General features: G+C 72.8%; 8 protein-coding genes and 1 pseudogene. 4 read left to right on the forward strand and 5 right to left on the reverse strand.

Annotation, left to right across the window (positions count from 1 at the left end; genetic code table 11):
- Positions 1-22: 22 nt before the first annotated feature.
- Both KHP12_RS28020 and KHP12_RS28025 read right to left on the reverse strand, forming a co-directional pair.
- Positions 23-1,675, reverse strand: a complete 1,653-nt coding sequence (locus KHP12_RS28020) for an ABC transporter permease (protein ID WP_211833880.1) — start codon at positions 1,673-1,675, stop codon at positions 23-25.
- Entirely contained in the window at positions 1,672-2,589 is a 918-nt protein-coding gene (locus KHP12_RS28025) for an ABC transporter ATP-binding protein (protein WP_044572200.1), read from the reverse strand. The genes KHP12_RS28020 and KHP12_RS28025 overlap by 4 nt, the downstream gene beginning before the upstream one ends.
- 92 nt (positions 2,590-2,681) lie before the next feature.
- Between KHP12_RS28025 and KHP12_RS28030 the strand changes: the two genes are divergently transcribed.
- A complete protein-coding gene (locus KHP12_RS28030) occupies positions 2,682-3,233 on the forward strand; it encodes a GbsR/MarR family transcriptional regulator (protein WP_086883873.1) in 552 nt (183 codons plus the stop codon).
- A 78-nt stretch (positions 3,234-3,311) separates the two neighbouring features.
- Here the strand turns inward: KHP12_RS28030 and KHP12_RS28035 are convergent, their stop codons facing one another.
- Positions 3,312-4,352, reverse strand: a complete 1,041-nt coding sequence (locus KHP12_RS28035) for a hypothetical protein (RefSeq protein WP_086883874.1) — start codon at positions 4,350-4,352, stop codon at positions 3,312-3,314.
- A gap of 214 nt (positions 4,353-4,566) precedes the next feature.
- Here KHP12_RS28035 and KHP12_RS28040 point away from each other — a divergent pair, with 214 nt between their 5' ends.
- A complete protein-coding gene (locus KHP12_RS28040; protein ID WP_086883875.1) occupies positions 4,567-5,850 on the forward strand; it encodes an adenylosuccinate synthase in 1,284 nt (427 codons plus the stop codon).
- Between the two features lie 64 nt (positions 5,851-5,914).
- On the opposite strand, the gene KHP12_RS28045 is transcribed toward KHP12_RS28040, so the two are convergent.
- Both KHP12_RS28045 and KHP12_RS53835 read right to left on the reverse strand, forming a co-directional pair.
- Positions 5,915-7,732, reverse strand: coding sequence for a protein kinase domain-containing protein (locus tag KHP12_RS28045; RefSeq protein WP_211833881.1), 1,818 nt, complete (start codon positions 7,730-7,732; stop codon positions 5,915-5,917).
- Positions 7,733-9,577: 1,845 nt separating this feature from the next.
- A pseudogene (locus tag KHP12_RS53835) lies at positions 9,578-10,909 on the reverse strand (serine/threonine-protein kinase); the annotation flags it as partial.
- Between the two features lie 378 nt (positions 10,910-11,287).
- Between KHP12_RS53835 and KHP12_RS28055 the strand changes: the two are divergent.
- The gene (locus tag KHP12_RS28055; RefSeq protein WP_037953267.1) at positions 11,288-12,649 is read left to right on the forward strand and encodes an aspartate aminotransferase family protein; all 1,362 of its coding nucleotides are present in this window, start codon (positions 11,288-11,290) and stop codon (positions 12,647-12,649) included.
- A 186-nt stretch (positions 12,650-12,835) separates the two neighbouring features.
- Positions 12,836-13,570, forward strand: a complete 735-nt coding sequence (locus KHP12_RS28060; RefSeq protein ID WP_210609603.1) for a GntR family transcriptional regulator — start codon at positions 12,836-12,838, stop codon at positions 13,568-13,570.
- The last annotated feature ends 103 nt before the right edge of the window (positions 13,571-13,673 follow it).

The following is a 13,673-nucleotide window of genomic DNA, read 5'->3' on the forward strand; positions in this document are numbered from 1 at the left end:
GGGTGTGGTGGGCCGACGGGGGTCAGCCGCCGATGTCACGGCGGCGCATACCCACCAGGCCTCCGGCGGCGAGAACGACCGAGAGGAGCAGCAGCCACAGGAACGGGGCGGCCGTCACCTCGTCGCCCGGCAGCTTCGGCAGATGGCTGAAGGGCGAGGTGTCCATGACGGAGTCGGACAGCTCCAGCGCCGGGCCCATCCAGCCCAGGGCGACCACCCAGCCGACGAACGCCCAGGCCGCGGCCGAGTACTTCGGCACCACGCCCACGAGGAAGAGCGTCACGCTGGTGAGCACCCACACCGCCGGGAGCTGGGCGAGGGCCGCACCGAGGCAGCGGGGGAGCTGGTCGGCCAGATCGCCCGCCGCGATGCCGTAACCCAGCCCCAGCGCCAGACCGCCGATCGCGAGGATGACGACCGGGCCGAGGTACGCGATGACCAGGTGGCTCCCGGCCCAGCGCAGTCGGCCGACGGCGTTGGCCAGCAGGGGCTCCGCGCGCTGGTCGGTCTCCTCGCCGCGCAGCCGCAGCACGGAGGTGGTGGTGTAGACGGTGAGGATGGTGCCGAGGACGCCGACCATGGCGGCCAGGAACGCGTCGTTGAGCCCCTGGGCGCCGCCCATCCGCTGGATGATGTTGCGGGTCTTGTCGCTGTCGCCGAGGAAGTCGTTGGCGCCGTCGGAGATGCCGCCGAAGATGGCGCCCGCGAAGACGAAGCCCGCGGCCCAGCCGAGCAGGGCACCGCGCTGGAGCCGCCAGCCCAGGCCGTAGACCCCGCTCAGCAGGGGGCCGGCGGCGGGCGGGCCGGGGCGGGTGGCGTAGAAGCTGGCGCCCACGTCGCGACGCCCGGCGAGGGAGTACGCGAGGGCGATCGAGGCCGCGGCGAGCACGGCGATCAGCAGCAGCGGCCACCAGCGCTCGTCCGCGTACGGCCGGGCGTACTCGGCCCAGCCCAGCGGCGAGAGCCAGACCAGCACATGGCCGGAGCCCTTGCTGCCGTCCTCGGCGGCGTCACCCGCCATGCGCAGCACGAAGGCGACGCCGACCGCGGCGGAGCTCAGGCCCCGGGCCAGCCGTGCGTTCTCCGTGAGCTGGGCGGCGACGGCGGCCAGACCGCCGAAGGCCATACCGGAAAGACCGACGGCGAGGCCGAGGGCCAGCGCGCCGGTGCCGCCCTGGCCCGCGAGGCTGCCCGCGATGAGCAGGGTCACCGCGCCGTTGGCGATGGCCACGGCGAGCAGGGCCGAGGTGAGCCCCGCGCGGCGGCCGACCATGCCCGCGGAGAGCGCCTCCTGGCGGCCGGTCTCCTCCTCCTCACGGGTGTGCCGGATCACGATGAGCAGGCTCATGATCGCGGCGAACACCGTAAGGAAGGCACCCACGCGCCAGACGGTGAGCGCGCCGAGCGTGTCGTCGAAGGCGGCGCCGAACAGGGCCCGGGTCGAGCCGTTCCCGTTCATGTCCTTGACGAGGCTGGCGCGGCGGGCGGGGGTGTCGTACGCGCTCTTCAGACGGCCGACGGTGCTGCTCGCCGTGAGCCCCAGGCACAGCACCCACACCGGCATCATGATCCGGTCGCGGCGCAGGGCGAGCCGCAGCAGCGTGCCCGTGCCCGCCAGATCGTGGGCCGATCCGCGGGCGCGGGGGGAGACCCGGGCGTCGGCTACGGCGGTCATCGGGCGATCGCCTCGGCTTCCGTGCGCGTGATGTCGTCCTGGTAGTGGCGCAGGAAGAGCTCTTCCAGGGTGGGCGGGGTGGAGATGAGGCTGCGCACCCCGACCTGGGTGAGCTGCCGCAGCACGGCGTCCATCTTGTCGGAGTCGACCTGGAGCTTGACCTGGCTGCCCTGGATGTCCACGTTGTGCACACCGGGGAGGCCGGACAGACCGTTGGGCTCGCCGGCGAGCTCGGCGGTCACCGACGTACGGGTCAGATGGCGCAGCTCGGTGAGGGTGCCGGACTCCACCCGCCGGCCCTTGCGGATGATGCTCACTCTCCGGCAGAGCGCCTCGACCTCGCTCAGGATGTGGCTGGAGAGCAGCACCGTACGACCGCGGTCGCGCTCCTCGGCGACGCACTCGCGGAAGACCTCCTCCATGAGCGGGTCGAGCCCGGAGGTCGGCTCGTCGAGGATCAGCAGCTCCACCTCGGATGCGAACGCGGCGACCAGGGCGACCTTCTGGCGATTTCCCTTGGAGTACGTACGGCCCTTCTTGGTGGGGTCGAGCTCGAACCGCTCCAGGAGCTCGGCGCGGCGTGCGGTGTCCAGCCCACCGCGCAGCCGCCCGTACAGGTCGATGACCTCTCCACCGCTCAGGTTGCGCCACAGGGTGACGTCTCCGGGGACGTACGCGATGTGGCGGTGGAGGTCGACCGCGTCGTGCCAGGGGTCCTTGCCCAGCATCTGCACGGCGCCGGAGTCGGCGCGGAGCAGTCCGAGGAGAACCCGGATGGTCGTGGACTTCCCGGCGCCGTTGGGCCCGAGGAAGCCATGGACCTCACCTGCCTCGACTTCGAGGTCGAGGCCGTCCAACGCGTGGGTCCGGCCGAAGGACTTGTGGAGGCCGGACACGGAGATAGCCGTTTTCATGATTTAGAAGCTACGCTAGTTTCACAAATTTGTGAAGTTAAGGAACCGTATAAACTTATGATGATGTGACGAAGAGGGGAGATGATGAAGCGGTGAGGGAGACGAACGAACCGGGGGGCGCGCCCGATGACACGCGCGGTGAAGCGGCGCGTGACGAGGCGGCGGTGTCCAGGTTCGTCGAGCGGTTCGCGGCCGATCTGGCCGAGGCCGGGATGCAGCGCATGGCGGCGCGGGTCTTCGCGGCGCTCCTCGTCTCCGACTCCGGGGCACTCACCTCGGCGGAGCTCGCCGAGCGGCTGCGGATCAGCCCGGCCGCGGTCTCGGGCGCGATCCGCTATCTGTCCCAGGTGGACATGGTGGTGCGGGAGCGCGAGCCGGGCTCCCGCCGCGATCGCTACCGGCTCTACAACGAGGTCTGGTACGAGACGCTGACCCGCCGCGACCAGGTGGTCGCCCGCTGGGAGAGCACCATGCGCGACGGCGCGAAGGTGCTCGGCCCCGGCACCCCGGCGGGGCTGCGGATCACCGAGACCGCCGACTTCTTCGAGTTCGTGCAGCGGGAACTGCCCAAGATGCTCGAGCGCTGGCGTGTCCAGCAGGCCGAGCGCCGTGCCGCCGAGGCCCGCGAGGCCGAAGCGGGCTGAAACCCTGCCCACGCCGCCCGGCCCGGCACGCCCGCGCCGCCCCGGCCCCACCGGGCCCCGCGGCGGCGCGAGTGGGGCTCAAGGGCGGTGGGGGAGCATCAGGCTCCAGGCCTCGGCCAGGACCGTCCAGGTGCGGCTGCGGACCGGGCCGCGGATCAGCGCGTCCGCGTGGTAGCGGAAGTCCGGTCCGGAGACGGTGACGGCCCGGGCCCGGGTGCGCAGCGGGCCGCCTGCCGCATGGGGGTGGACCACGATCTCGGCCAGCCCGCCGCCCGGCGCGGCCGTCGAGACCGAGACCCGCTCCACCGGCCGGTCCAGGTCGGTCAGCAGCACCCCGTCCGCCTCGATCCGCAGCCGCTGCGGCGGTGGATGCTCCGGGCGCCGGGCGCCGCCCGCCAGGCCGATCACCGGGAGCGAGAGCAGCGTCAGCGCGGTGCGGGCGGTGCGGGCCGCCGGGCTCCACCACGGCCGGTGGCCATCGCCCTCCCCGCCGGGGCCGTCCCGGTCGTGGCCGGGCGGGCCCGTGCCGTCCCGGCCGTCCTCGGCCCGCCGGCGGTCGTGGACGCAGGGGTCGCAGCCGCAGTCCCGGCCCCTCGCCCCGTCGCCCTGCGGGCCCGGGCCGTGCCCGTCCGTCCCGTCCATTCCGTCCGGCCCGGCAGCCGCGCCGCGGCCGCCGCCCGGCATCCCGTCGTGCGCACCGTGAGGGGCGAGTCCGGAGGGGATCCGCAGCCCGCCCAGGACCACCCCGCCGCTCTCGTCCACCAGCAGGTCACGCGGGCGCGCGGTCCCGTCGAGGACCGTACGGGCCGCGGCGACCGCGTCCGTCGGCACCCCGAGCGAATGGGCCAGGGCGACCGTGGCGGAGCCGCCGACCGGGACCACCGACAGCGCGGCGTCCGCCAGCTCCCGCCGCCGGTGCAGCAGCTCCACCATCCGCAGCAGGGCGCGGTCGTCGCCCACCAGCACCGGCCGGCGGGCGCCCCGGCGGGCCAGCGCCCGCTCGACCTCCTCCGGGCCGTCCGGCAGGCAGATTTTCGTCTGCGCGCCCGCACACAGCACATCCTTCGCGATCCGCACCGACTCCCCGTCCGTGCGGCGGGCGTTGGGGTCGATGACCATGAGCAGCGGGCGCCCCCGGGCGGTGTCCGGCGCAGGGGGCCGGGGATCTGGAGCCGACACCTCGGTCCTTCCTCAGGTAATCTCTCGGTGCAAGAGCCCCTGTCGCTGTTGCGCCAGGGGCTTCGTCTATCCGGGGCACCGGTTCGACGGCTCTTGTGGTGGCGCGCGTCACCATGCACGTTGGACATGCCCCGCCCGGAAGGGGTGTACGCCTGTGCCCGCACTTGTGCTGCTCGGTGCTCAGTGGGGTGACGAGGGCAAGGGAAAGGCCACCGATCTGCTCGGTGGTTCCGTGGACTACGTAGTGCGCTACCAGGGCGGTAACAACGCGGGCCACACGGTGGTGGTCGGCGACCAGAAGTACGCGCTGCACCTCCTCCCGTCCGGAATCCTCTCGCCCGGGTGTACCCCGGTCATCGGCAACGGCGTCGTCGTGGACCCCGCGGTCCTGCTCTCCGAGCTGAGCGGTCTCGCCGACCGAGGCGTCGACACGTCCAAGCTGCTGATCAGCGGTAACGCCCATCTGATCACGCCGTATCACACGACCCTCGACAAGGTGTCGGAACGATTCCTCGGCAAGCGGAAGATCGGCACCACCGGCCGCGGCATCGGCCCGGCCTACGCGGACAAGATCAACCGGGTGGGCATCCGGGTCCAGGACCTCTTCGACGAGTCGATCCTGCGGCAGAAGGTCGAGGCGGCCCTGGACTACAAGAACCAGGTGCTGGCCAAGCTCTACAACCGCCGTGCCATCGCGGTCGACCAGGTCGTCGAGGAGCTGCTGGGCTACGCGGACCGGCTCAGCGGCTATGTCGCCGACACCACCCTGCTGCTCAACAAGGCCATCGACCAGGACCAGGTCGTGCTCTTCGAGGGCGGGCAGGGCACCCTGCTCGACGTCGACCACGGCACGTACCCCTTCGTCACCTCCTCCAACCCGACCGCGGGCGGCGCCTGCACCGGCACCGGAGTGGGCCCGACGAAGATCAGCCGCGTGATCGGCATCCTCAAGGCGTACACCACCCGCGTCGGCGCGGGCCCGTTCCCCACCGAGCTCCTCGACGAGGACGGCGAGAAGCTGCGCACGATCGGCGGCGAGCGCGGTGTGACCACCGGGCGCGACCGGCGCTGCGGCTGGTTCGACGCGGTCATCGCGCGCTACGCGACCCGGGTCAACGGACTGACCGACTTCTTCCTCACCAAGCTGGACGTGCTCACCGGCTGGGAGCGGATCCCGGTGTGCGTGGCGTACGAGATCGACGGCAAGCGCGTCGAGGAGCTGCCGTACAGTCAGACCGACTTCCACCATGCCAAGCCGATCTACGAGACGCTGCCGGGCTGGTCGGAGGACATCACCCAGGCCAAGACCTTCGACGAGCTGCCGAAGAACGCGCAGAAGTACGTCCAGGCGCTCGAGGAGATGTCGGGCGCCCCGATCTCCGCGATCGGGGTCGGGCCGGGCCGCGACGAGACCATCCAGATCAACTCGTTCCTCTGATCCCTCGGCGGGAGCGCGGCCCGCGCGCGGCGTCACTACGCCGCGGGCGGGCCGGACGGTTCACTTACGCCGCGGGCGGGCCGAACACCCCGGCGGGCTGCTGCGGCTGGCCGACGGGCCGCGCGGCCCGCTGCTCCTGCATCTTGGTGATCCGCCGCACCACGGCGATGGCCAGCAGCGCGGTCAGGATGCCGATCGAGTCGTCCACGATGCTGATGGCGACGCTGGGCCGCTGGTCCCGGACGTTGTCGCCGACGATCTCGCTGATCCCGTTCACCGGGAACATCAGGAACATGATCACGAAGAACGTCCACCACCAGTGCAGCACCGCGCGGCCGCGGCGGCCGGGCCCCGGCGGAGTGCTGGAGGTCCAGACGTCGTTGGCGATCTGCTTGGGCAGCCACAGCTGGGCGATCGGGATGAACCAGGCGCCCACGGAGTAACCGCTGCCGAACCGCTGCCGCCCGGGGCTGAGCACCGTGGAGTTGATGTAGGCGGTCCGGAACCAGACCAGCCACAGCACGACGAGCACGAGCGCGGCGACGCCGGTGCCGCTGTCCAACGCATCGACATCGCTCCGCTTGGTGCGGAGGTCGTCGGAGACCACACCGGAGTCGTGCGCGAAGTACGCGTCGAGCAGCGAGATGTTCAGCGCCATGTCGAGGAGCGTCAGCACCAGCCAGATGCCGAACATGCTCATCAAGGCGGTGGCCAGACCCCGGATCGGCCTCAGCCGCGTGCCCGGGGCGGGGTAGCCCATCGGCGTCTGATAGCCGCCCTGCCAGGGCTGGGTGGCGGGCTGGGACATCTGGTACGGGGAACCACCGGACGCGTGGGCATGGGGGGTCGCGTACGCGGACGGCGTCGGCGTGCCGTACGCGGAGGGGCCGGGCGGGGTGTGCGCGGCGGCCTGGGGGTGGCCGTACGCCGACGGGCCCTGCTGCGGCGCCACGGCGTTCGGCTGCGCGTTCTCGGCCTCCACCTCCAGCAGTTGGAGCGCGTCCCGCCCCAGCCGGGCGAGCAGTCCGCCCGGCAGCCAGGGCTCGCCGTCATCGGTCACCGGCTGGGTGGCGGCCACCAGCTCGTCCACCGACGGCCGTTTGGCCGGGTCCTTGTCCAGGCACGCGGTGACCAGCCCGCGCGCCCCGTCGGGGAGCCCCACCAGATCGGGCTCCTCCTGGGCTATTCGGTACATCAGGGCGTGGATGCCGCTGTCCAGGTTGCCGAAGGGCTGACGTCCGGTGGCTGCGAAGGCGAGCACCGAGCCGAGGCAGAAGACATCGCTCGCGGCGGTGACCGGCTCACCCCGCACCTGCTCGGGCGACATGAACCCGGGCGAGCCGACGACCGCGCCGGTCATCGTCAGATTGCCGCCCGTGGTGGTGCCCACGGCGTCCAGGGCGCGCGCGATGCCGAAGTCGATGACGCGCGGACCGTCGATGGTGACCAGGATGTTGGACGGCTTCAGATCGCGGTGGACCAGCCCGGCGCCGTGGATGTCGCGCAGCGCGAGGGCCAGGCCGTTCGCCAGGATCCGCAGCGAGCGCTCGGGCAGCGCCCCGAAGTCCTCGGCGACGACGCTGTGCAGGGACGGACCGCCGATGTAGCCGGTGGCCACCCACGGCACCTCGGCGTCGGTGTCGGCGTCGAGGACGGGCGCGGTCCACTGCCCGCCGACCCGTCTGGCCGCCTCCACCTCCCGCTTGAAGCGGCCGCGGAAGTCGGCCTGGCGTGCGAGTTCGGCCTGTACGAGCTTCACCGCTACGGTGCGGCCGCGGGCGGAGCGGGCGAGGTAGACCCGGCCCATTCCGCCCTCGCCCAGCTTGCCGAGCAGCCGGTACTCGCCGATCCACCGCGGGTCCTGGGCCCCGAGGTTCTCCATCGCGGTGTGGCTCCTGTCCCTGTGCCGATAGTCCCTCTGCCGATCGGCCGATCAGTCGAGGCGGGTGAACGTCTGTGTCATCGTCTCATCGCTGAAATCGTCCGGGTCGTCATATTCGACACGCAGCTTGTCATGTCCGGAAGATGTGAACGTGAGTGACGTGCCGGGGCCACAGAGATTCTTGGGGGTGCCCCCGGTGAACTTCGAGGGGCTGACGACCAGTCCCTTCTCCACCGAGGCCAGGATCCGGTCACCCTCGCAGTGGTACTTCTTGCTGTCCGCGACCTCCTGAGCCACCACGGAGCCGATCGCGCCCTGCTTGATGGTGATCTTCAACGTGGCGTCGGGCTTCCCGAACGCGTCCTTGGCCAGCCAAGTGCCCACGTATCCGGCGGGGATCGGCTTGCCGCCGCTCTTGGAGGGGCGCAGCGTCGCCTCGGAGGAGCCGTCCGTGGTGCTCCAGGCGAGGGTGCCGTCGTTGCCTATCCGCAGCGTCTGCTCGCCGACCGCGCTGCAACTGTCCTCGGGGATGCTGGTGGCCACGTCCTCGTCCTCGATGAGGAGCAGGCTGTCCACCGACTTGAGCTTGGCGGAGTCCTGGCAGAACGAGTCCGAGTCGGAGGTCAGGGTCTCGGCGACGACCGAGCCGACCGGCCCCTGCGAGAGCACGACCCGGCGGATCTTGCCGGTCGACTCGCCGCTCTCCTTGATCTCGCCCTCCCAGGCGCCCAGGTACTCGGTGGGCACGTCGCCCGACGTCTCCAGCTTGGTCGCGGACGGATCGGGGCCGCCCGAACCCCCGGCGGAGCCCTTGGAGTTGCCGCCGCCTGATCCGCCCGGGTCGGGCGGGGTGTGGGTCATCTTGTCGTAGTCGGTCTTGGCCCGGTCGCCCTTGTCGTCGTTCCCCTTGACGATGACGAGCGCGGCGACCCCGGCTATGAGGGCGGTGGCGACGGCGGCGGACACGACGATGAGCGTCTTACGGCGCCGTCGGTTCGGCTTCGGGGGCGTCTGCGGCGAGCCGCCCCCGGGCCCGCTCGGCGCCCCTGGTCCGCTTGGTCCGCTTGGCCCACTTGGTCCGCTTGGCCCGCCGAATCCGGCGGAAGGCGCCCCGGCCGCCCCGAACGAGGTGACCGCGGGCGGCCCGAAGCCATGCGACGGCGTCGGAGGCTCGCCCTCCGCACCCGCCTGCGGCCCCTGCGGGGGCGTGGCGTGCGACGGGTAGCCGTACGCCCCGGGGGCGTAGGGCCCGCCGGAACCGGGCGAGTTGGGCGCGGCGGGACCGGGGCCTGCCTGCGGCGGGGTGGCGTTTCCTGGCGCGCCGTGGCCGGGCGCGGCCGCGTGCGGGGTGCCCGCCTGTGGTGCGGCGGCAGGTCCGCCGGGTGTCGCGTGCGGGGCGCCGTGGCTCGGCGCGGCGCCGCCGGGTGCGTTGGGCGTGGCGGGTCCTCCGGCTGTCCCGGCCGGGGTGGCGCTTCCGGGGGCGCCGTGGCCCGGCGCGCCCGCGTGCGGGGTGCCGTGATCCGGTCCGGCCTGCCCGGCGCCCGCGTGGGGTGCGGCGGCAGGTCCGCCGGGTGTCGCGTGCGGGGCGCCGTCGCCCGGTGTGGCCCCGCCCGATGCGTTGGGAGGCGCGGCAGCCGCTCCGGCCTGTGGCGGTGTGGCGTTTCCGGGCGTGCCGTGGCCAGGTGCGGCCTGCCCCGCGCCTGCCTGAGGCGCGGCGGACGGTCCGCCGGGTGTGGCGCCGCCCGATGCGTTGGCAGCGCTGCCGGGAGCGTTGGGTGCGGCGGCGGAGCCCCCCGCCGCCTCGGCCTGTGGCGTGCCCGCCGATGGCTTGGCGCCCCGCGATCCCGCGGCCGCCCCGCCATGCCCTGAGGCGCCTGCCTCGGGCGCGCCGGACGGGCCCGCGGGCCACCGCGGGTCGGCCGACGGCGTGCCGCCTGCCGTTGGCCCGGCGGCCGGGTCGGGTTTGCCCTGGTCCTCGCCCGCCCGCGGCGCGGCCGGGTGCCCGCCGGGCCCGCCCGGGCCGCCCTGCGCCGCGCCCGCCGAGGGCGGAGTGGACGGAGCCGGGGGGAGTGGCGCCGCCGAGGGGCGGGGCGGGGTGGTCGGTGGCGGGGGTGTGGGGGGATCCGCCGGGGCGAGGGGGTACGACGTGGCCGACGGCGGCGCGGTGGGCGGCGGCGGTACGGCGGGACCGGTTGCCCCGGCGACGGGCGGGACGGCGGGGCCCGCCGCCCCGGCCACGGGCGGTACGGCCGGGCGCGCGGGCACCCCCGGCCCGGCGGGCGTCTCCACCTCCAGCAACTGCACCGCGTGCCGCCCGAGCTGGGCGACGAGCGTGCCCGGCAGCCAGGGCTCGCCGTCGTCGTCCGCCCCGGCCGTACGCTCCAGCAGCGCCTCCAGCGAGGGCCGGTCGTCCGGGACCTTCTTCAGGCAGTCGACGACGAGGTCCCGCAGGCCCTCCGGCAGCCCCTCCAGGTCCGGCTCCTCCTGGGCGATGCGGTACATCACCGCGTGCACCCCGCTGTCGGCGGTGCCGAAGGGCTGACGTCCGGTCGCCGCGTAGGCGAGCACCGAGCCGAGGCAGAAGACGTCGCTGGCGGGGGTGACCCGCTCGCCGCGCACCTGCTCGGGCGACATGAAGCCGGGCGACCCGACGACGGCGCCGCTGCGCGTGAGGAGGCCGTCGGTGACGGTCTCCAGGGCCCGCGCGATACCGAAGTCGATGACGCGCGGACCGTCGATGGTGACCAGGACGTTGGACGGTTTGAGGTCGCGGTGGACCAGACCGGCGTCGTGGATGTCGTGGAGCGCCTGCGTCAGGCCGTGCGCCAGGATGCGGACGGTCCGCTCGGGCAGCCGGCCCGACTCGGCGACGATCGCGTGCAGGGAGGGACCGGCGATGTAGCCGGTGGCGACCCATGGGGTGGCGGCCTCGGTGTCGGCGTCCAGCACCGGCGCGGTCCAAGCGCCCCCGACCCGCTGGGCGGCCCGCACCTCCTGTTTGAACCGCCGCCGGAATTCGGCCTGTTGGGCGAGCTCGGTCTGGACGAGCTTCACCGCCACCGTGCGCCCGCGTGATGAATGAGCCAGGAACACCCGGCCCATGCCACCCGCGCCAAGGCGCCGGAGCAGCCGGTACTCACCGATCCAGCGAGGGTCCTCGGCCCCCAGGTCTTCCATGCGTCGATCGTCCCTTCCCCGTGAATCCCCCTGATCAGCCCCCCGGAGAGAATAAGGGCGGCTGAGAGCGAAGTGGACGACGCGGACGATCCGTTATCGGTTCCGTATCCGTCCTGTGTCGCTCCCGAGCCGGAGACCTGTGTCGCTCCCGAGCCGGAGAACGGAATCCCGGGAGCTCCGAGGGGGACCGCCGGGAGCGAAATCCGGACAGCCGCGCCCCGACCGCCCGCGACGGCCACAGGTCCCCGGCCGCCCCCCCGCCGCCCGGCAGGATGTCGGCGTACGACCCGAAACCCGGACAGGCTGTCGGGGCCGGGTGCGGGGGCCGGGTCCGTAGGCTGGTGCCGCCCCGACCCGCGAGCGATCCGAGGTACGAACGTGTCCGTGCAGCCCAGCCCCGACCACGCGGCCGGCGCCGCCGTCAAGGCCGCCGACCGCGCGCATGTCTTCCACTCCTGGTCCGCGCAGGGCCTGATCGACCCCCTCGCCGTCGCGGGCGCCGAAGGCTCGTACTTCTGGGACTACGACGGCAACCGCTACCTGGACTTCTCCTGCCAGCTGGTGAACACCAACATCGGCCACCAGCACCCCAAGGTCGTCGCCGCGATCCAGGAGCAGGCCGCGAAGCTGTGCACCATCGCGCCGGGGTTCGCCGTGGACGTTCGGTCCGAGGCGGCGCGGCTGGTGGCCGAGCGCACCCCCGGCGACCTCGACAAGATCTTCTTCACCAACGGCGGCGCCGAGGCGGTGGAGAACGCGGTCCGCATGGCCCGGCTGCACACCGGCCGCGCCAAGGTGCTCTCCGCCTACCGCTCGTACCACGGCGCCACCGCCGCCGCGATCAACCTCACCGGCGATCCCCGCCGCTGGCCCTCCGACACCGCCTCGGCGGGTGTGGTGCACTTCTGGGCGCCGTTCCTCTACCGCTCGCCCTTCCACGCCGACAGCGAGCCGCAGGAGTGCGAGCGCGCGCTGCGCCACCTCGAGGACACCATCGCCTTCGAGGGCCCGCAGACTATCGCCGCGATCATCCTGGAGACCATCCCCGGCACCGCCGGGATCATGGTCCCGCCGCCCGGCTATCTGGCCGGGGTCCGGGAGATCTGCGACCGCTACGGCATCGTGTTCATCCTGGACGAGGTCATGGCGGGCTTCGGCCGCACCGGCCACTGGTTCGCGGCCGACCACTTCGGCGTCACCCCGGACCTGCTGACCTTCGCCAAGGGCGTCAACTCCGGCTATGTGCCGCTCGGTGGCGTCGCGATCTCCGCCGAGATCGCCGCGACCTTCGACCAGCGCCCCTACCCGGGCGGGCTCACCTACTCCGGCCACCCGCTGGCCTGCGCCTCGGCCGTCGCGACGATCAACGCGATGGCGGAGGAGGGGATCGTGGAGAACGCCGCCGCGATCGGGGAGAACGTGATCGGCCCCGCGCTGCGGGAGATCGCCGAGCGCCACCCCTCGGTCGGCGAGGTGCGCGGCCTCGGTGTCTTCTGGGCGCTGGACCTGGTCAAGGACAAGGAGACCCGCGAACCGCTCGTGCCGTACAACGCGGGCGGAGCGGACAACCAGCCGATGGCCGACTTCGCGGCGGCCTGCAAGCGCGGCGGTCTGTGGCCCTTCGTGAACATGAACCGCACCCATGTCGTGCCGCCGTGCACGGTCACCGAGGCCGAGGCCAAGGAGGGGCTGGCGATCCTGGACGAGGCGCTGAACGCGGCCGACGCGCATACGGCGTAGCCGCTGCCGGTACCGGCTTCCCTCGCTGCCCGTTTGCCTCCTGGTCGGCGCCCGACCGGCGTCCGACGGCTGCCCGGTGTAGACCACCGCCGCACTCTGCGTGTTCCGCGCAACGGCCCTCGCATATCGTGATGCGAGGGCCGTCCGCTTTCTTATACCGACGGCCGTGGAAGGAGACGGTCCTCGATGCCCGTGCCCGGCACCAGCCCGGTCAAGCGGAACACTCTGCGGCAGCAGATCGCCGACGCGCTCTGCGACGAGGTGCTCGCGGGCAGGCTCCCTGCGGGGCGCCAGTTCACCGTCAAGGAGATCGCCCAGCAGTACGGCGTCTCCGCGACCCCCGTCCGGGAGGCGCTGCTCGACCTGTGCTCCCAGGGGCTGCTCGATGTCGAGGAGCACCGGGGCTTCAAGGTCCACGAGTTCACCATCGACGACTTCCGGCACATGGTGGACGCCCGCACGATGGTGGTGGAGGGCGTCTTCCGGCACTACGTCGAGCAGACGCTGAACAGCATGACCACGCAGGCGCTGGCCTCGGTGCGGCGCCGGGCCGAGGAGGCCGAGCGGGCCGCCCGCTCCGGCGACCTGGACATCCTCATCGGCTACGACCTGCGCTTCTGGCGGGAGATCTGCGGGCTGGTCGGCAATCCGTACGTCTCGGACTTCCTCCAGCGGCTGCGGGTGCAGACCTGGGTGTTCACGGTGCCGTACCTGCGCCGCGTACCCGATCTGCGGGGTCTGCTGTGGACGGGGCACTGCGAGCTCATGGCGGCGGTCACCCGTGGGGATCCCCATGACTCGGAGCGGCTCATAGCGGCGTACAACACGCATTTCCGTGCGCTGATCGAGCGGTTGGTGACGGGGGAGGAGACCCGCTCGCGGAACGGAGCGGGGGCCGAGCCGGAAGTCAACTCCCCCTGATCTCCTTCTGAACTCTTCGCGAACTCCACCCGATCCATGGGCCCCGGACCCCCAGGGCCCGCGTCCCGCACTCTTCGCGCCGCGTACGTAGGGCATTACGCTG

This window comes from Streptomyces asiaticus, from assembly GCF_018138715.1.
Lineage (GTDB): Bacteria > Actinomycetota > Actinomycetes > Streptomycetales > Streptomycetaceae > Streptomyces > Streptomyces asiaticus.

Excerpts from the sequence above, each read along its gene's own strand:
- KHP12_RS28020 (WP_211833880.1), bottom strand. The coding sequence starts at position 1,675 with ATGACCGCCGTAGCCGACGCCCGGGTCTCCCCCCGCGCCCGCGGATCG.
- KHP12_RS28025 (WP_044572200.1), bottom strand. The coding sequence starts at position 2,589 with ATGAAAACGGCTATCTCCGTGTCCGGCCTCCACAAGTCCTTCGGCCGG.
- KHP12_RS28035 (WP_086883874.1), bottom strand. The coding sequence starts at position 4,352 with ATGGTCATCGACCCCAACGCCCGCCGCACGGACGGGGAGTCGGTGCGG.
- KHP12_RS28045 (WP_211833881.1), bottom strand. The coding sequence starts at position 7,732 with ATGGAGAACCTCGGGGCCCAGGACCCGCGGTGGATCGGCGAGTACCGG.
- KHP12_RS28060 (WP_210609603.1), top strand. The coding sequence starts at position 12,836 with ATGCCCGTGCCCGGCACCAGCCCGGTCAAGCGGAACACTCTGCGGCAG.